16 protein-coding genes and 2 pseudogenes are annotated in these 17303 nt (G+C 42.2%); 7 read left to right on the top strand and 11 right to left on the bottom strand.

The genetic code is table 11. The features are described 5' to 3' along the window. Window positions 1-53: 53 nt before the first annotated feature. From Q0785_RS11975 to Q0785_RS11965, 3 genes are all read right to left on the bottom strand, one after another. Entirely contained in the window at window positions 54-2471 is a 2418-nt protein-coding gene (locus Q0785_RS11975) for a heavy metal translocating P-type ATPase (RefSeq protein ID WP_298830027.1), read from the bottom strand. Window positions 2472-2571: 100 nt separating this feature from the next. Next, a complete protein-coding gene (copZ, locus tag Q0785_RS11970; protein WP_298830025.1) occupies window positions 2572-2775 on the bottom strand; it encodes a copper chaperone CopZ in 204 nt (67 codons plus the stop codon). Window positions 2776-2853: 78 nt separating this feature from the next. Then, entirely contained in the window at window positions 2854-3141 is a 288-nt protein-coding gene (locus Q0785_RS11965; protein WP_142830125.1) for a metal-sensitive transcriptional regulator, read from the bottom strand. A gap of 331 nt (window positions 3142-3472) precedes the next feature. On the opposite strand from Q0785_RS11965, the gene Q0785_RS11960 reads away from it, so the two are divergent. Then, entirely contained in the window at window positions 3473-3805 is a 333-nt protein-coding gene (locus Q0785_RS11960; RefSeq protein WP_149457027.1) for a four-helix bundle copper-binding protein, read from the top strand. Between the two features lie 64 nt (window positions 3806-3869). Here Q0785_RS11960 and Q0785_RS11955 read toward each other — a convergent pair whose 3' ends face one another. From Q0785_RS11955 to Q0785_RS11945, 3 genes are all read right to left on the bottom strand, one after another. Continuing rightward, window positions 3870-4544 carry a response regulator transcription factor gene (locus tag Q0785_RS11955; protein ID WP_298830179.1) on the bottom strand — a complete coding sequence of 225 codons (675 nt, stop codon included), beginning with the start codon at window positions 4542-4544 and terminating at the stop codon, window positions 3870-3872. Then, complete coding sequence (locus Q0785_RS11950) at window positions 4537-5925, bottom strand: HAMP domain-containing sensor histidine kinase (RefSeq protein WP_298830019.1); 1389 nt, start codon at window positions 5923-5925, stop codon at window positions 4537-4539. The genes Q0785_RS11955 and Q0785_RS11950 overlap by 8 nt, the downstream gene beginning before the upstream one ends. A gap of 106 nt (window positions 5926-6031) precedes the next feature. Next, complete coding sequence (locus tag Q0785_RS11945; RefSeq protein WP_298830016.1) at window positions 6032-6940, bottom strand: F510_1955 family glycosylhydrolase; 909 nt, start codon at window positions 6938-6940, stop codon at window positions 6032-6034. A gap of 215 nt (window positions 6941-7155) precedes the next feature. Between Q0785_RS11945 and Q0785_RS11940 the strand changes: the two genes are divergently transcribed. The 3 genes from Q0785_RS11940 to Q0785_RS11930 all read left to right on the top strand — a co-directional run bounded on the left by Q0785_RS11940 (window position 7156) and on the right by Q0785_RS11930 (window position 10127). Further along, entirely contained in the window at window positions 7156-7764 is a 609-nt protein-coding gene (locus Q0785_RS11940) for a YdhK family protein (protein ID WP_149456944.1), read from the top strand. 220 nt (window positions 7765-7984) lie between these two features. Continuing rightward, window positions 7985-9436, top strand: coding sequence for a UDP-N-acetylmuramoyl-L-alanyl-D-glutamate--2,6-diaminopimelate ligase (locus Q0785_RS11935; protein WP_298830014.1), 1452 nt, complete (start codon window positions 7985-7987; stop codon window positions 9434-9436). A 28-nt stretch (window positions 9437-9464) separates the two neighbouring features. Further along, the gene (locus Q0785_RS11930) at window positions 9465-10127 is read left to right on the top strand and encodes a class I SAM-dependent methyltransferase (protein ID WP_298830012.1); all 663 of its coding nucleotides are present in this window, start codon (window positions 9465-9467) and stop codon (window positions 10125-10127) included. A gap of 712 nt (window positions 10128-10839) precedes the next feature. Here Q0785_RS11930 and ccsB read toward each other — a convergent pair. The 4 genes and pseudogenes from ccsB to Q0785_RS11910 form a co-directional block, all read right to left on the bottom strand. Next, window positions 10840-12024, bottom strand: coding sequence for a c-type cytochrome biogenesis protein CcsB (gene ccsB, locus Q0785_RS11925; RefSeq protein WP_149456941.1), 1185 nt, complete (start codon window positions 12022-12024; stop codon window positions 10840-10842). Further along, on the bottom strand, window positions 12021-13661 hold the full coding sequence (locus tag Q0785_RS11920) for a cytochrome c biogenesis protein ResB (RefSeq protein WP_298830007.1): 1641 nt from the start codon (window positions 13659-13661) through the stop codon (window positions 12021-12023). The genes ccsB and Q0785_RS11920 overlap by 4 nt, the downstream gene beginning before the upstream one ends. A 12-nt stretch (window positions 13662-13673) precedes the next feature. Beyond that, window positions 13674-14209: pseudogene (gene resA, locus Q0785_RS11915) on the bottom strand (thiol-disulfide oxidoreductase ResA). Between the two features lie 43 nt (window positions 14210-14252). Then, window positions 14253-14960, bottom strand: a complete 708-nt coding sequence (locus tag Q0785_RS11910; protein WP_149456938.1) for a cytochrome c biogenesis protein CcdA — start codon at window positions 14958-14960, stop codon at window positions 14253-14255. A 618-nt stretch (window positions 14961-15578) separates the two neighbouring features. Between Q0785_RS11910 and Q0785_RS20390 the strand changes: the two are divergent. Beyond that, a pseudogene (locus Q0785_RS20390) lies at window positions 15579-15725 on the top strand (NlpC/P60 family protein); the annotation flags it as partial. Next, window positions 15680-15844: an NlpC/P60 family protein gene (locus Q0785_RS20385; protein ID WP_366522838.1), complete on the top strand. Its 165-nt coding sequence runs from the start codon at window positions 15680-15682 to the stop codon at window positions 15842-15844. The pseudogene Q0785_RS20390 and the gene Q0785_RS20385, both read left to right, overlap by 46 nt. On the opposite strand, the gene Q0785_RS11905 is transcribed toward Q0785_RS20385, so the two are convergent. After that, window positions 15839-16006, bottom strand: coding sequence for a hypothetical protein (locus Q0785_RS11905; protein WP_298830004.1), 168 nt, complete (start codon window positions 16004-16006; stop codon window positions 15839-15841). The genes Q0785_RS20385 and Q0785_RS11905 overlap by 6 nt on opposite strands. A 439-nt stretch (window positions 16007-16445) precedes the next feature. Here Q0785_RS11905 and Q0785_RS11900 point away from each other — a divergent pair, with 439 nt between their 5' ends. Beyond that, window positions 16446-16826 carry a hypothetical protein gene (locus Q0785_RS11900; RefSeq protein ID WP_149456936.1) on the top strand — a complete coding sequence of 127 codons (381 nt, stop codon included), beginning with the start codon at window positions 16446-16448 and terminating at the stop codon, window positions 16824-16826. Window positions 16827-17303: the final 477 nt, after the last annotated feature.

Here is a 17303-nt window from a genome sequence, read left to right as displayed (position 1 = left end):
GAAAAATAGCCCAAACTCCAGTTAATTTCATTAGAACCAGGGTTTGGGTTATCTTATTTTAGTAAATTCGTTCGTTGTAGGCGCAAGGCATTCAAAACAACGGATACTGAACTGAACGCCATTGCAGCTCCTGCTACCCAAGGAGCAAGAAGCCCGATTGCTGCAATTGGAATACCGATGGTGTTATAAATAAACGCGAAAAATAGATTCTGTTTAATGTTGCGCATCGTTTTGCGACTCATGATAATCGCATCCGCTGCGCTATTCAGATCTCCACGCATGAGCGTAATATCTGCCGCTTCAATCGCAATATCCGTGCCTGTTCCGACAGCCATGCCGATATCCGCAGTCGCCAGTGCCGGTGCGTCATTAATCCCATCACCAACCATGGCCACTTTTTTGCCCTGCGCCTGCAGTTTCTTAATCTCATCGCTCTTTTCTTCCGGCAGGACTTCCGAAATGACGTTTGTAATGCCCACCTGTTTTGCCACGGCTTGTGCAGTGCGGCTATTATCGCCTGTCAGCATAATCACGTCGATTCCTAGCTTCTGCAATCGGCTGACCGCTTCTTTCGATGTCTCTTTGACCGTATCTGCCACTGCCACAACACCGACTGCTCGTTTATTCACTGCGACAAGCATCGCGGTTTTCCCTTCACTTTCCAGCTGTTCCATAAGTGTTTCTAATTCCGTAAACGCAACTTCATGCTGAGTCAACAGTTTCCGTGTACCTGCAAGCAGTTCTTTGCCATCCACGACTGCATGAATGCCGTATCCTGGCAATGCTTCAAATTCAGTGGGATTCGAAAGCTCATAGCCTGCTTCTTTTGCACCGTTGACTATGGCTTGTGCCAGCGGATGTTCCGAAGCACTTTCTGCTGAACCAATCAACTGAAGCAGTTCAGCTTCGGGGAAACCGCCTGTAACCACAACATCCGTTAGTGCTGGCTCTCCTTTTGTTACGGTTCCGGTTTTATCCAACACGATGGTGTCAATGGATTGTGTATTTTCCAGGTGTTCTCCACCTTTAAACAGCAAACCCATTTCTGCAGCCCGGCCAGAGCCAGCCATAATCGATGTCGGTGTTGCTAGACCGAGAGCACATGGACAAGCAATGACAAGGATAGAGATGGTTGGGATAAGTGCTGCGCGGAAATCGCCAGGTGACACGACAAAATACCAGATCAGAAATGTCACAGCCGCAATTCCGACAACGATTGGCACAAAGATGCCGGAAATTTTATCTGCTAAACGTTGGATATCCGCTTTAGAACCCTGTGCATCTTCAACGACTTTTACAATTTGAGCGAGTGCAGTATCTTTGCCAACTTTCACAGCCTGCAACTTCAGCGAGCCATTTTTGTTGATGGTTGCTCCGATGACTGTATCCCCACTTATTTTATCGACCGGCATGCTTTCCCCGGTTAGCATCGATTCATCTACTGCTGATTGTCCTTCCAACACTTGCGCATCAACCGGTATTTTTTCACCCGGCTTAACTAATAGAGTGTCGCCAGCTACCACTTGTGCAATTGGCACCTCCACTTCCATGCCATCTCGCAGGAGGCGCGCTGTTTTTGCCTGCAGCCCCAAAAGCTTTTGTATGGCTTGGCTTGTTTTTCCTTTTGCCCGGGCCTCAAATAGCTTGCCAAGTACAATCAAGGTAATAATTACAGCAGAAGCTTCATAATATAGCTCTGCCATTCCCATACTTCCCGCAGTTGCCCATTCTATCGTCAAGAAGAGACTATAGAAAAACGCAGCACTTGTTCCAAGGGCGACAAGCACATCCATGTTCGCACTTTTGTTTCGAAGCGCATTAAACGCACCCTTATAGAATTGTGCTCCGACAATGAATTGTACCGGGGCCGCTAACGCCAACTGAACCCAAGGGTTCATCAGAAACATTGGCAAATATAAAAAAGATAAAAATTCGAAATGACTAATCATTGTCCAGGCCAACGGAAGCGTCAGTACCAGTGACAGTAAAAATTTCCTCGTCTGAGAACGAATCTCCTGTTCTTTATGATCCAGCTTATTTTCGCTGTCTTGTTTTGGGATAAGGTCATACCCGAGCTTCTTGACTGTTTCCATCATGTCCGAAGGCGTGACTTGATTTGCGTCATAACTCACCGTAATTTTCTCTAAAGCAAAATTGACATTCGCGCTTGAAATACCGTCCATTTTACTGACCCTTTTTTCAATCCGGCTGGCACATGCTGCGCAAGTCATCCCTGAAACATCAAAATCCACTTTCTCTTCGACCACATTATAGCCAAGCTTTCCGACTTTCTCTTTGAACTCCTGGATATTCGTTTTATCCGGATCATATACAATTGTGGAGCGTTCCAATGCAAAATTGACGTTTGCTTTTTCAACGCCCTCGATTTTCGAAAGCCCTTTTTCAATCCGGTTCGCACACGCAGCACAAGTCATGCCGCTGATCTGCAATGTTTTTTCTTTGGTCTTCATCTTTATCCCTCCCATACTATGCCGGGGTATATCTTTTTGAAAAAGAAAGGTCACACGCGGGGTATGACCTTATCTTCTAATTACTAGATAGCTAAAAAAGTTAGGCAACGGAATAGCCTTGCTCCTCAATTGCCTCTTGAATTTCATTCAATGACGTTTTGGTTTCATCATAAGCAACTGCTACTTCGCCTTTTCCCAAGTCTACTTTTACGCTCGAGACACCTTGGATTTCACCGACGCTTGTTTCAACTGCATTCACGCAGTGGCCACAAGACATACCTTGTACTTTCAATTTTTCATTCATACTTTTCACCCCCAAGAATAATATTAGTTAAACCCTAACATACCCTCTACGGGTATAACAACTATTTTTTCAATTATTTTATTTTGTCATGGTTTTCATAACGTCCATAAGTTCACTAATTGCTTCTTCGCCTTTGTTTTCTTTGATGGCTTTTGTTACACAGTGATGCGTATGATCTTCCAGCAAAGCGAGTGATACTCTATTCATGGCTGATTGGATTGCGCTTACTTGATGCAAAATATCCACACAGTAACGATCGTTTTCCACCATTTGATGAACGCCACGAACTTGTCCTTCAATCCGCTTCAACCGATTCAATAGTTGTTCTTTATTGGGTTGTACCGTTGTCTTCAACGTTTTTTCCATTGGTTCATTCCTCCTCAAATATACCCTGCGCCCGTATTATACGTTGTTTAAGAGTTTTCGTCAAAGTAACGGATTCTGTGAAGATTTCACTTTATAGCAGCAGCTCTTTCACTACTTTAATTTACGGTAGATATCCCCCTTTTACTGTTTTCAATTGATGAGTAGAAAAGCTTAAAAATTAAGATGGTTAACTGTTTTAACCACCAATGCACTTGCATGGATGGAAATGAAAATTGTGCAGTTTCTATGGAGTTTCTAAATTTTCGTTTAATTATAAAAACAACGGGAACTTTAACTGGGAAGCACAAATACAAAAATGGAGGTTTTAGGAATGGCACACGAACAACACCAAGAACTCATTCAGGCCTTGCACGATTGTGCAGCGGAATGTAATCACTGTTTTGACGCTTGTCTGCAGGAAGAAGATGTCAAGATGATGGCTCAGTGTATTCGATTAGACCGGGAATGCGCCGATATCTGCGCATTTTTAGAACATGCAATCACCAGAAACTCGCCGTTTGTTTCACAATTGGCACAAGTATGCGCAGAAATATGTGAAGCTTGTGGCAACGAATGCGATAAACATGCAGATCATCACGAACACTGCAAACGCTGCGCGGAAGCTTGCCACAGATGTGCCGAAGCGTGCAGAAATATAGCGTAAGATTTTAACAAAGCCCTCGTACAAAAGAATCTTTTGTACGGGGGCTTTGTTTTGTTACAACTAGTTATGGCATATTGATCCACTTGTATCCAATACCCCAGACCGTAAGAAAATGCTCGTCAATCGGAAACCCGGCTTGCCGAATTTTTTCTCGTACATTTCGAACATGTGAATCGATGGTTCTTCCCTCTGTTTTTGAATCAAATCCCCAGATTAAATCAATCAATTGTTCCCTCGCAAAGACCTTGTTCGGATTTCCCATTAAGAGCCCCATCATGGCGAATTCTTTCGGGGTTAACTTGATTGGCTCCTTCTTGAACGAAAGTTCGAACCGATCTCCTTCCCAAAGCAATCCGTTTACTTCAATGAACTTCACCGGGGTTCTTCTCCGCAATAGAGCTTCCATGCGCGCGAGTAGCTCTTCCTCATCAAAAGGTTTGGTAATGTAGTCATCCGCCCCCAGTTTTAACCCTTTGATAACATCCTCTTGCTGCTCTCGCGCTGTCAGCATAATAATTGGCACATCTGAAAAATTCCTGATTTCTCGGCAAAGCGACCATCCATCCATTTCGGGCATCATGACATCCAATAAGATGATGTCAACTTCCTCTTCTTTCAAATAGGAGAGAGCTTCGTATGCTCCGAGCGCTTTTTTACAATGATAATTATGTGGTCTCAGGTACAACGCAACTAAATCCAGCATCCGTTGTTCATCGTCCACTAACAGCACTTTATAAATGAGAATTCCCCCTCTCCAATTCAATCAGGACCGTCGTCCCTTTCCCTCGTTCACTTTCAATGGAAATATGTCCCCCGTGTGATTCAACGATTTCTTTGGCAATCGCTAATCCAAGACCACTTCCACCGCTTTGTCTGGACCTTGATTTTTCCACCCGGTACAGCCGTTCGAACACGAAAGGCAGATCTTCTTCCGGTATGCCTTCTCCTTCATCAATCACGCTGATGCTAATTGTTTCTTCATTTTGCATACCCTGGAGAGTCACCTTGGTCCCTTCTCCAGAATGTTTTTTGGCGTTATCCAATACATTTAACAACACTTGCTGGAAACGTTCCGGATCGACAACAGCGATAATTTCCTGATCGCAACTGACCGACAACGAAATGTTTTTTTCATCAAAGGCCGGCCGAACCAGGCCACTGACACTGTTAAAGAGCATGGCCAGTGAAAAGTTCTCTTTTTTTATCAAGAACTGGTTGTGATCCATCTTAGCTAATTCAAACAATTGCTGGATTAACCCGGTTAAGTGTGTCGTCTCTTCCCGGATAATACCGATATATTCCTTTTGTTCTTGCGGGGAAGTGGTTGATCGGCTCACAATATCAGCATACCCTTTGATATAGGTAAGCGGTGTCCGCAGTTCATGCGAGATACTGGCTAAAAACTCATTCCGCGCCGTTTTTAAACGATCCAGATCATCTGATAAAGTGGTAATCGCATTCGCCAACTCGCCCAATTCGTCCTTCCGTTCCATATTGAGTTTGACGTGGTTGTTTCCTTTACTCAGTTGCTCGGTCGCTTCCTTCATGCGGATCAACGGCAGTGTAATCAATCGGGACAACACCAAAATGGTAAAAATTGTCAGAAAAATGGCAACCAGCCCTATTACTAAGAACTGCTCTGTTAAATGATCGACGATTTGTTTAATATGGCTCGTTTCCGCAAACATAAAGACATGTCCTTGGTGTTCTCCGTTGATGGTAATCGGACTGTCCGTGGCAATGTACTTTTTCTCCTTCCATTGCTCTTCCACGATTCTTCCATCTGTCGGAATTTCATCAAAGTCCGTATGGTTGAGCACTTCGGTCATTTCAGATTCAATCAAGTCAGAATTCACTAGCCGGTTTCCTTCTACATCCGTAATAATCACAATGAAATCAGATGCTGATTCCATCATACCGACATGGTTCAATGTGGTTTGTTCGAAACTGTCTTCCAAAACTTCACTATGGGTATTTCCTCTGGCTAATAAATTGTCCATCACTTCATCCACCCGGTCGTTCACAAAGGTGAAATACAAAGTCAGAAACAAAATCGATTCAATGATGACAATAAAGACAAAAAACAGCAAACCAATTTTTAATGACAGTCTATTAAACATCGCAACCTCCTTTATGACCAAACTGGTTAATCGATTTGCAAACCACTAAAAAACAGTTGAATCTACAAGATTCACTAGGTTATTCCATTCGCCTATATCCCCGTATTTATTGGACATTTCCGTCTTCAAGCAATGGAAGCCAGGTCTTTGTATCATCTTCTGATAAAAAGGCTTGTCCTTGCAAGGTATAAAACGCAAGTTCTTTGGTGTCATTTGGATTTCGGAAGATAAAGGCTATTCCGTCTTCTTTGAGATCCGGTAAATTCAGCATCTCTTCTTCTTGAGTTTCCACCGTATATTTCATCAATGACGGGCCAGTACCATAGCTTGCAAAAAACAGCGAATCTTCATCGAAGAAAACAGCTGTCCCCCGCTCGCTTTCCTGAGTCACGAGTTCAAAGTTTTCTCCTCCATCTTCCGATACATAGATCCCAGTAGAAGTAGCTGCGGCAACTAAGCTGGAATCGGTTGGATGAAGAGCCAACGCAGAAACTTCACCCTCCAATCCTGCAGCATTCACTGCCTCCCAAGTTTTTCCTTCGTCCGTGCTTTTATGGAAACCCGTTTCCAATTGGGAATTTTTCGCTGGATTCAACAGAAAAATGTCATGGCTATTATATCCGACGGCCATGGCATGATAATCGGTTTCTCCTTCAAACGCGATACGCTCCAAGGATCTTCCTCCATCCAAACTGCGCTGAATTCCAAGTGGATTGGGCAAATCAGAATCAGCACTTGGATGTCCCGAAGTATAAAACCCTTCGTCTACTGCATTAAATCCCATGTAATCATGGAAATTATCCGATGTTTCAAACCAATCACCTTCCCGATAAATCTTTAGGCCGCTGTGAGAGGCAAAATACAGCCCATTATCATTTCCAGCGTAGCCTATTCCATGAACATGGCTCAATTCACCCTCAAACGGAACTTCAAACGCTTCATCGCCACTATTGGTGCATCCCGTTATAAAGAATCCAGCCATTACCGTAATCAACGCAAATTTCTTTTTAATCATTTTTTATTTCCTCCACTTTCTTGCTCAATTTATTTTATCCTATTCCAATCGATTATCTTTAAGTTTACCTAAAAAGTTTCGACTTTCTGTGCAGATTCTTCTAACCTTTTTAGCTATTTAACTCTTTATACAACTAAATGTCATCATTCCTGCACTGGATTTGCATACTTATTGGGTAAAGTAAAAAGAGATTATAAAAGAAAGAGGGATAAACGATGATAAAAAAGAAGTTTATGATGGGAACGATGTCGCTCTTAGCTGCATTTACGCTAGCTGCTTGCAATAGTAACGACGAAGGAATGAATCCGGCTGAAAACGACGAACAAATGGAAATGGATTCTAGTGAAGACATGAATATGGATTCTGATGAAGATATGGATATGGGAGGGATGAACCACTCCAGCTCAGGTGAAGTTCCTGAGGATCTAGCAGAGGCAGAAAATCCAACTTATGAAGTCGGAAGTCAGGCCATCATTGAAACGGATCATATGGAAGGAATGAAAGGGGCCGAAGCCACGATTGTCGGCGCTTATGATACAACGGCTTATGCTTTGACCTATACGCCGACTACCGGCGGGGAACCAGTTGAAAACCACAAATGGGTGATTCACGAGGAACTTGAAAATCCGGGAGACCTAACCTTGAAACCGGGCGATGAAGCAACAATAGCCGCTGATCACATGGAGGGCATGGACGGCGCAACGGCTACCATTGATTCAATCGAGGACACAACCGTCTATATGGTCGATTTCACACCTACGACTGGCGGGGAACCGGTTACCAATCACAAATGGGTAACCGAAAGTGAATTGTCAGGTAAATAAAATCGATAAAGCCTGAGATCTTGTCTACAAGATCTCGGGTTTTTTATTGAAATGAGGAAGTAGGTTTTTATTTCCACTGAAACTCGATGAGTTTCAGTTTTGTTACAAGAAAATTAAGTTTTTCTTGTTAAGCTTATCGGTTCGAATTCTGCACATTTTCTCAACATCCATCATATAGAATGAATCGAATTTAAATTGTTTGAGAGAGGTTACCCAATCAATGAAAACAAGTCAACTTTTGCATGAACTCGATCTGGTCACCCGATTAGATTCCAGAACTTTAGAATTAGACATCCAAGGTATTGCCGACAACTCCAAGGTAGTGGAAGAAGGGTTTGCATTTATCGCCATTGAAGGTTTTGAAAGTGATGGCCATCTGTATATTGAACAGGCAGTTGAAAAAGGGGCTGTAATTGTCATCGGGGAACAGGCTATCACCGGTTTATCCGTCCCTTATCTCCAAGTTGCAAATAGCCGCAAAACCCTTGGCAGGATGGCGAGGAACTTCTATGGCCACCCATCTAACCAGAAAGTGATGATTGGCATTACAGGAACCAACGGGAAAACGACCACAAGCTATATGCTGCAGCACTTTTTAGAAAGCAACGGGATATCTTGTTCCGTTATCGGAACCATCCAAAACATAATCAATGGAAAAAAAATAAAAACTGCCAACACCACGCCAAATTCACTAGCTCTGCATCAACTGTTATCTATCAGTGAGGATGATGTCATTATTATGGAAGTTTCTTCTCACGGATTAGCCCAATACCGTTTGGAAGGGATTGAATTTGATTACGGCCTGTTTACTAATCTTCATCATGAACACTTGGATTATCACGGTTCCATGGAGGAGTACTTCCAGACGAAGGTATTGATGTTCAATCAGTTGAAAGAACGTGGAACCGCAGTGGTGAATGGGGACAATGCGTGGGGGCGAAAGCTCTTGGAGATCCTGCGAAGGGATGGGAAATCGGTGTATGTGATAGGCAAATCCGCTGATTACAGTTTAAGCGTTGTCCAATTCAATTCACTGACCAATTCTATTATTGTGAAAGAACAGAACGAAACGTATCAAATAAACTCCGCGATAGATGGAATACACAATATGTACAATACTATAATGGCATATGGAACTTCAAGACTGTTGGGTATTCCTAAAGAAAAGCTCTTGAATTCCATTCCGCTTTTTCAGGGGGTGGAAGGCCGATTTGAAATCACCAGACTAGCCAATGGCTCGATTGTTGTTGTGGACTATGCCCATACCCCGGATGCCATTTCTTACTGCTTGAAGACTGCGAAACTGCAGGGCGCCCAAAGAATCATCCATATTTTCGGCTTTCGAGGTGATCGAGACCCCAGCAAGCGAAGCGCCATGGTGTCTTTAGCCGCTGAATTGAGTGACCAGTACATTTTGACGTTGGATGACCTGAATACGGTTTCTCAAAGCACTATGGTGAAAGCCTTAAATCAATTAAATGAGGGCTACGGCAATCTTAAAGGAAACATCATTCCAGACCGTACACTCGCCATTCAGAAAGCGATCGATGAAAGCAGAGAAGGTGATTGGATTGTGATCACCGGCAAAGGACATGAGAAATATCAGCAATCCTACCAATTGCCGACAACCACTGACCGAGAAACGGTTGATTTGGTAATCGAATTCGAATAAACCCACCTAAAAAGAGGAGGCGACTTCCATGAAGATCCCCCAAAAGAAAGCCTATATACCGGCACTCAAATATCATTGGCTGACTCGCTTCTATGATCCGTTAATTGAATGGGGCATGCAAGAAAAAAAGATGAAAATGAAGCTGGTCAACCAAGCTTCCCTTCAACCTGGTGAACAAGTAATGGATTTGGCTTGCGGCACTGGGACGCTTGCCCTTTTACTTCAGCAATCCCAACCGGGTATACAAGTGATTGGTGTCGATGCCGATCCGGAAATCCTAGCCATCGCGAATAGTAAAATGAAAGAAAACCGGGCTAATTCAATCCTTTTTGAGGAAGGTTTTTCGGATCAGCTCCCCTTTTCGACTAACCTGTTTCATCATGTCTTTACCAGTTTGTTCATCCACCATCTGACACTGGAGAAGAAGAAGGAAACGTTTGAAGAAGTTCGTCGGGTACTCAAATCGGGCGGCCAGTTCCATCTTCTTGATTTTGAGAAACCGCAATATGGGATGATGCGCGCTGCCTTTCTTCCTGTCCAAATCTTGGATGGATTTAAAACCACTTCACCACATGTCAAAGGCATCATTCCGGATTTGTTGAAAGAAACCGAATTTGCGGCAATTGAAGAAACAGGGCAATTTTCAACCATTCTTGGAACGTTGAGGACATACAGAGCTTTTAAACCGTGAATTGTTGCGATATTTGCGAACTTTCTTTTAATTGAATAACATGTAAAGTAGTGTAATTGTAGTTTCTAATTACCTGAATAAACAGTTTATAAAAGTTGAAAAATTAGATACTAAAGTTAGTCTTACTAATAGTTTTTCCTTTACCGTTTTGCGTATGAGATTACTGTTAAACTCTAAAAACTTTATTGAAGAAGTTGAAAAACCAATATTATGTTCTGTAAATTTTCTTCTTTTCTCAGCTTTCAGTGTTGAATACCGTTAACTCATTAGCATTCAGAACCGGTTACTTACATGAACTTCATAAAGATATATGCTTCAACAAGAGATTAAAGTTTCTCAGAATAAAAATGAAACGACAGGAAAGATTCCAAGTCGCCTCATTTCTAAACAGTTTTTGATTATTTTAAAAAACGATTTTTATGGTGAACAATGCTCTTAACTTCACCATGAATAAAAAAATGCCTACTAATATTATTCCCTTTTACATGGAGTCCTTTTTCTTCATCGAATGTATTACGTAAATAGGCTCCTGTTACTAATAAATCGTATATAAAATAAGATTTCACCTGCAACTGACACTATCCAAGGTTTTAGTAATTCAGAGAGTTTTAAGAGAAGGCAATGTAGCGGTAAGAAATTTTACCACTGCCATATTGATTAACAAAACAGTCCTAACCATTTTGTTCCTTTTTATTTCTAGAAAAAAATTTTCTTACGCGTACGAATGCAATCCCGCAATAATCAGATTAACGACAATTAAGTTAAACATAATAATCGCAAAGCCAATTACACCCAGCCATGCTGATTTTTCTCCTTGCCAGCCTTTTCCAAGTCGCAAGTGAAGATAAGCCGCATAGAAGAGCCACGTAATCAATGCCCATACTTCTTTCGGATCCCAGCCCCAGAAACGGGACCAGGTAATTTGGGCCCATATCATAGCGAAAACGAGTGCCCCTAACGTGAATAGCGGAAAGCCGATGATAACGGCTCGGTAATTGATTTCGTCCATCAATTGGGTGCTGACATTTCTCATCATGGGCTGAAGGAGCTGGGAAATCCACCGACGGGTAACCACGCGTATCAACACATATAAAACAGTTCCAACCAACAACGACCAGGTGATCGTCGTCAGTTTTCTGGCGTCAATCAGCGGCGGGGTTTCCATGAACGGGGTTAGGGTTTCCTCTGTCGCGGGAACGGACTCATTCATGCCGAAAACCGGCGGCATATTATACGTGACGGAAGCTTCTTGTCCGTCTTTGTTAACATACTGAAAATTGGCTTCATAGTTCGTCAAGGCAAAATAGGAACTAGAAATGATAAAACCAAGAACCAGCACTAGTGTATACAGAATGGTCTCCAGCCAAAACCGTTGCTTTGATTTTTTAGTCAAGTCTACAACTTTTAACAAGTAAATTAATCCGGCTGCTGCACTTATGGCCAATATCCCTTCCGCAATTACGACTGTGCTGACATGAATCGTCAGCCAGTTCGTTTGAAGTGCGGGAATCAGTGGACTGATTTCTTTCGGAAACATACTGGCATACGCAATAATCAGTAAGGCGACTGGCAGGACGACCATCCCCAACACTGCTGTCTTATAGAGGAAGTAGATAAGGATAAATCCTCCGACCAGCGTCATGCCAAACGCTGTCGTGAATTCAAACATATTACTCAGCGGTGCATGCCCGGATACTGTCCATCGGGTGAAAAAATAACCTAGATTTGCAAGGAAACCAAAAATAGTAATGGCAATTGCGGCTTTCCCCCACCGCTGTTCCGAGTCGAATGTTCCTTTTTTGTTCCCTTTGACGGCCCCTCCAAACACGAATGTGGCAATTAGATACGCAATGAACGCCGTGTACAGTAAATTTGAGCTGATAGCGGTTAATGTCATGATTGCGGTTTACCTTCCTTTTCCATGTCTTCCTGCTGGTCTGTAAAAGCAGGAAGTAATGCATATTCAGAAACTTGATCGAGATCTTTCTTCAAACTGTACCAGTTTTTGTTGGTATGTCCCGCAAGCAGGATGTCACCGTTGTCGGTTTGCTGCAACCAGAAACGACGGTGGTTAAAGTACATCCCTTGCGCCACCCCTATCATAAAAATAAATCCTCCAAGACCCAGGATTGGTAAGGTTCGGTCTTTTCGGACAGTCAGACCGGATACATTGCGTGTTTCAGCGCTTTGAAAGGTCAATTTATATTGATTGTCGCCGAAAGGCTCGATAGTATTTTGAATTGTAATGAAACTGGTTTCCCCTTTCGGTGTTGTCGGTGTGGTCATCTCAACAAGAAAACCCGGATTGTCTGGGAGTGGGCTTGCCGTTTGTGGTTCTCCATTTTCAAAACCGGAGAAATTCGGGTAATAGCCCAGCAACTCCACTGTCGACCCGTTCTTCAATTCATACCTTTCATCGGGATTAATCAAATCAATGGTCAATTCTCCCAGCGATTCCTCTGTTTGTTGGTCTGTCAACGCGAACGTCATTGTTTTAAGTTCATCCAATTTGTAATCCATCTGATACATGGCATAACCATCAAACTTTAATGGCTGATTCACACGCAATGGATACTCTTTTACAAATTCCAAGTTCTCCGTTGCTCCTGGTAAGCTGCCTTCAGGCTGCTGATACAGCACAACATCAGTCTGGTAATTTTTTACGACTGTTCCTACACGATCAATTGCTTCACTGAATCTTGCATCTTCTCCTTCGCCGTTATAAGTTTCTACCTTAAATTTCAAATTTTCCAAGGAATAGCCTGGGGCTTCGGGAATAGCCCTCGTCTCGCCTTCACGAAGCCACAGTGTTTCATCAACATAAAACCCGGGAATCATCCTTAACATGACACCAGAGAGGAAAATAATCAAACCGATATGATTGACATACGGTCCCCATCTGGAGAATCGTCCTTTTTCCGCCAAAAGCCCGTTTTTATCCATTCGGACTTTGTACTTTAATTCCTTCAATTTGGCTTCGGCTTTATGCAACGTATCGTCAGCTCCAGGACCCTGCCCATAGATGCGCTGCTTATTCATAAAGCTGGGATGACGCAGTACCCGCTGGCTTTTCAATGATCGGTAAAGGGGCACAAAGCGATCCAGGCTGGCAATAATCAACGAAATCGCAAGCATGCCGACCAAAACGATAAACCAAACTGAACTGTACATGTCATGGAATCCTAAAAAGTGATAAACACGGCCGATGCTGCCATACACATCTGAGTAATAAGCTTTAATGGCGGTTTCGCCAGTTGCCGGTACATACATGTGCTGGGGCAGGATTGTGCCTATCGCTGCCGCTATCAAAATTACTACGATTAGCCCAACTCCGACTTTGACACTGGAAAAGAAGTTCCAAACTTTATCAATAATTGATTTATTATATGTCTGTGATCGTCTTGCTACCCCTTCATATCGCATGTCGGCAAGTAGTTTATTTTGTTCTTTCTCAGTTAATGACCGCCCACAGGTTTCACAAAGGTTGGTTCCTGGCGGGTTCACATACCCGCATTTACATTGTGTTTTCTCCATCAATAAATCTCCTTACACTGGTTTGATTTGTTCCATGTAGCTTTTGATGTCTTCCTCCGACATTTCGCCAGTGATGATTTTAACGATGTTGCCCTCGGCGTTCACCAGCAGGGTTGTCGGCAGCGGGATGATGTTATAAGCTTCCATGACGCTCTTGGTTTTATCAATGACAATCGGGAACGTCAAATCGCGTTGTTCCGCATATTGCCTCACTTCGTAATCCGACTGGGCGATATTGACTGCCAAAATTTGGACTCCTTGGTCCTTATAAACCTGATACTGTCTTTCCATCAGTGGAAATTCCTTTTCGCACGGTTTGCACCAAGTCCCCAGAAGTTGACAAATACCCCTTGTCCCTTGTAGTCAGACAGTTGATGCTCTTCTCCGTTCAAATCTGTTAATTTAAAGTCCGGTGCTGGATCTCCAACTTGGAGCATTTCCCTGTTCTCCTTATTTGCGTTGTTATAGAGTGTAAAAACAACTGCTCCGACGAGGACTAGTAAAATGGCTGTCCTCACGAAAAACCGGTTCTTCTTCTTTCTTGCCATGCCACATTCATTCCTTTCTTTTTCATCTAATCAAGCTATACCGTCAGAATCCGGTAAATCCACCAGTAAACTGCGAGAGAAACGCGATAATGTCTGTCATCATGTCGAAGTACAGCATGAGGCCCATAAGCACCATCAAGCCCCCACCCACTGACATGAACTGGGCACTCCGCTTCTTCAGGAAGGTCATTTTCTCAATGAAGAACGACATCAGTAAAAACGGAATGGCAAAGCCCAGGACGTAGAACAGCATATACAAGAGCCCGCGGCTTGGATCGGCTATTCCCATCGCCATAACGCCGGCCAGAATCGGTCCTGTACAAGGCGTCCATCCAGCTGCAAAACCTAGCCCGATTACCACGGAACCGGTATAGCCCGACGGCCGTTTCTGAAAGTGAACTTTTTTATCTGAAAGCAGGAAGTCGAATTTCAAGACGCCTGTCAGCACTAAGCCGAAAAACACCATCAAGATGGCTCCCAGCTGACGCAGCAGGTCTGCGTTCTCAAAAAAGAGCGCGCCGATGAACGAGGTCGACAACCCTAGCGCCAGAAAGATGATGGAAAACCCGACCAAAAACAGGATCGTATGAATCAGGGCACTCTTTTTCATTGCCCCTTTTCCCGTTTTCAGCTCATTGACGGATACACCGGTAACATAGGACAGAAAAGCCGGATATAACGGAAGCGCACAAGGCGAGAGGAACGATAACAGCCCGGCACCGAACGCCAGCAATAAACTTACTTCTGCCATAAAAAAATCTCCTTTTTGATGAATTTACTTTTTCACGCCTAACCCATTGCATCTTCCTCTTCTTTGAAAAAAGAGAACAGCAGACTATAGGCAGGTGATATGTATTAACTTGCTACTTTCTCCATAAAAACTAACTAATGTAGAATCAGATATGTATCTTCAACTTTTAAATTCTGCCCTCCACAATCTCTTTGTAGACAGTAAAAAATAAAAGCACCTACAAGAACTAGCAAATTGAAACTTCTCAAAAGGAGATGCTTCTTCTTTTTATTAGTCATTGTGGTCTTAGAGCCTTTCTGTTTATCCTTTTATTATATTAGGGATGCATTTGAGAATTCCTAGGGGTTATTATTATGGATACTCGCGGTGATAATATTCAATCCTCCTTGTAGTAAGAAACCCACTTTAATTTCTCGCCTTAAACCCTGACTACAACAAATGAATATACCTTAAACATTTGAAGAAAATGTGCAGTTATTACTATTAGTAAAAATTCCTGTTTGAAATTTGTCTAAAGTTTCACAAATGAATTTTTTATTTTTTCAAACAATTAATAGTTCATCATCAATCGATTCTTAAGCCGTTTCTACTGGATTATCCCTTCAAGGAACACCGTACAAGTGGAGCAGTATGACACTAGTTGGATTCGACTGCAGTGGTTTTCTCCAGTGCGTATACAATAAAACTGGCCAATCAATTTCACGCACAACCCTTCCTATATTCTCAGAAACAAAACAATTATCATCCCAAAGCCAGGAGACTTGATCTTCTTTACGAACACGTGCCGTCCAAGAATTTCGGATGCTGGAATCTACATCGGCAACAACCAGTTCGTCCACTCTGGTGAATCGAAAGCTGAAATTGTCGGTTTGAACAATTCATAATGGAAATCTAAATTCCACAGCTTCAGAAGCTTCTAATAATAATTTCAAAAGGCCAACACCGGAAACAACGGCGTTGGCCTTTTTTGTGTGCTCTCTTTTTCTAAGGAATGCACGATTGCAGCCGTTTCCCGCTGATTTCTTTTGCCAGGCTGTCATTTTCAACAAGCACCTTCCAACGGATTATAGAATTCAGCAGTTACTCCGACTACTATCGCCAGTGGTTAAATAGTATAGGCCAACCTCATGCTAGCCAATTAACTACATAAATAAACCTCGAACTTTAAGGGGCCACTACCGATACCCTTCTTTTCAATAAGTGGCGATATGCAAACCGAGCATTTACAGGAATTTCTCTATTTATTTACATAAGTTATTTTATGCTCTTTTTCAAACACCTCGAATTGATAAGCAACGTGAATCGTGGTAAAACTAAAGTGATTACAGAAATCAGAAAGACATAGCTACAATTTGATCTTCACGAGATGAAAAATTTTAGTATAGAGCCGAGTCAACGGATAAATTTGATGATTTCCCATCTAAACATTTTAAGTAAGAATATCTTTACCTTTTACTAAAATATACGAATGAGGAGGTCGAAAGCATGTGCATTTCCAATAATGAAATTGAACGTCAAGCTTATATCATGAGTGAAAAAATCAGAAACAATTCTATCTACAAGTCTATCGGAATGGAATTTGTTGGAACAGAAAATCTAGTGTTCCAGAATCAACCTTTAGAAGACATTTTGGCCAAAAAAGACCTTCCTTTAGTTAGCAAAGTAATCTTAGAAGACAGCAAAGGCATGCGCTTCGCTATTGAACCAAATGAAATTGGATTAAGTTATGCTAAAGGAGAAATCACTTATAAGGAATACAAACAGATGCAGAATAAAGAGAGCAAATTGTTTATAGGATACCTCGTAGCCCTATCAAGTGGGTTCTTTTTAGTAAGCTGGGCAGCTCTAAGATTGTTTTTTATGTAGATACCAACTCAGCAACTGCATCTTCTATTAATCGAAACGGAATTACATTCGCTTTTCGGTAAACAGAATGTCCAATAGACATAACTAGGTCATAAAATCTATCACTGGAGTTATAAAAGCAGAAGTAGCGTCCCAATCGTTACTTCTGTTTTCTTTGATAAACTCGGATAAAGCTTCTCTCTTTATAAACGATTGACTATACAGCTTAGACAGGCGAAGAAGTGAACAATCAAATATGGTAATGGAAACCGGAAATTCTACTGAGTAGTGAGAAACCCTTAAGTAGACATTGCTCAAATGTTTGGAGCTAAAACAACAACAAAAATATCTATGGCAATGGATAATTCCCATTCTACTTTAAGCCGAAAGGGAAATAAGATTTCACTATTTCCACCTCATATAACTTGAATGAATATTGATTTTAATCAATAAGTTTGCCGAATCTTTGAATATAGCAGAAAAAAAGAACAGTTATGA

Origin of the sequence: uncultured Planococcus sp. (genome assembly GCF_947501725.1) — a bacterium.
Lineage (GTDB): Bacteria > Bacillota > Bacilli > Bacillales_A > Planococcaceae > Planococcus > Planococcus donghaensis_C.
The sequence above is the reverse complement of the archived record's forward strand: the minus strand, read 5'-3'. Positions and strand labels throughout refer to the sequence as shown.

Excerpts from the sequence above, each read along its gene's own strand:
- Q0785_RS11945 (WP_298830016.1), bottom strand. The coding sequence starts at position 6,940 with ATGATTAAAAAGAAATTTGCGTTGATTACGGTAATGGCTGGATTCTTT.
- Q0785_RS11935 (WP_298830014.1), top strand. The coding sequence starts at position 7,985 with ATGAAAACAAGTCAACTTTTGCATGAACTCGATCTGGTCACCCGATTA.
- copZ (WP_298830025.1), bottom strand. The coding sequence starts at position 2,775 with ATGAATGAAAAATTGAAAGTACAAGGTATGTCTTGTGGCCACTGCGTG.
- Q0785_RS11900 (WP_149456936.1), top strand. The coding sequence starts at position 16,446 with ATGTGCATTTCCAATAATGAAATTGAACGTCAAGCTTATATCATGAGT.
- Q0785_RS11940 (WP_149456944.1), top strand. The coding sequence starts at position 7,156 with ATGATAAAAAAGAAGTTTATGATGGGAACGATGTCGCTCTTAGCTGCA.
- Q0785_RS11910 (WP_149456938.1), bottom strand. The coding sequence starts at position 14,960 with ATGGCAGAAGTAAGTTTATTGCTGGCGTTCGGTGCCGGGCTGTTATCG.
- Q0785_RS11960 (WP_149457027.1), top strand. The coding sequence starts at position 3,473 with ATGGCACACGAACAACACCAAGAACTCATTCAGGCCTTGCACGATTGT.
- Q0785_RS11950 (WP_298830019.1), bottom strand. The coding sequence starts at position 5,925 with ATGTTTAATAGACTGTCATTAAAAATTGGTTTGCTGTTTTTTGTCTTT.
- ccsB (WP_149456941.1), bottom strand. The coding sequence starts at position 12,024 with ATGACATTAACCGCTATCAGCTCAAATTTACTGTACACGGCGTTCATT.
- Q0785_RS11965 (WP_142830125.1), bottom strand. The coding sequence starts at position 3,141 with ATGGAAAAAACGTTGAAGACAACGGTACAACCCAATAAAGAACAACTA.
- Q0785_RS11930 (WP_298830012.1), top strand. The coding sequence starts at position 9,465 with ATGAAGATCCCCCAAAAGAAAGCCTATATACCGGCACTCAAATATCAT.
- Q0785_RS11975 (WP_298830027.1), bottom strand. The coding sequence starts at position 2,471 with ATGAAGACCAAAGAAAAAACATTGCAGATCAGCGGCATGACTTGTGCT.
- Q0785_RS11920 (WP_298830007.1), bottom strand. The coding sequence starts at position 13,661 with ATGGAGAAAACACAATGTAAATGCGGGTATGTGAACCCGCCAGGAACC.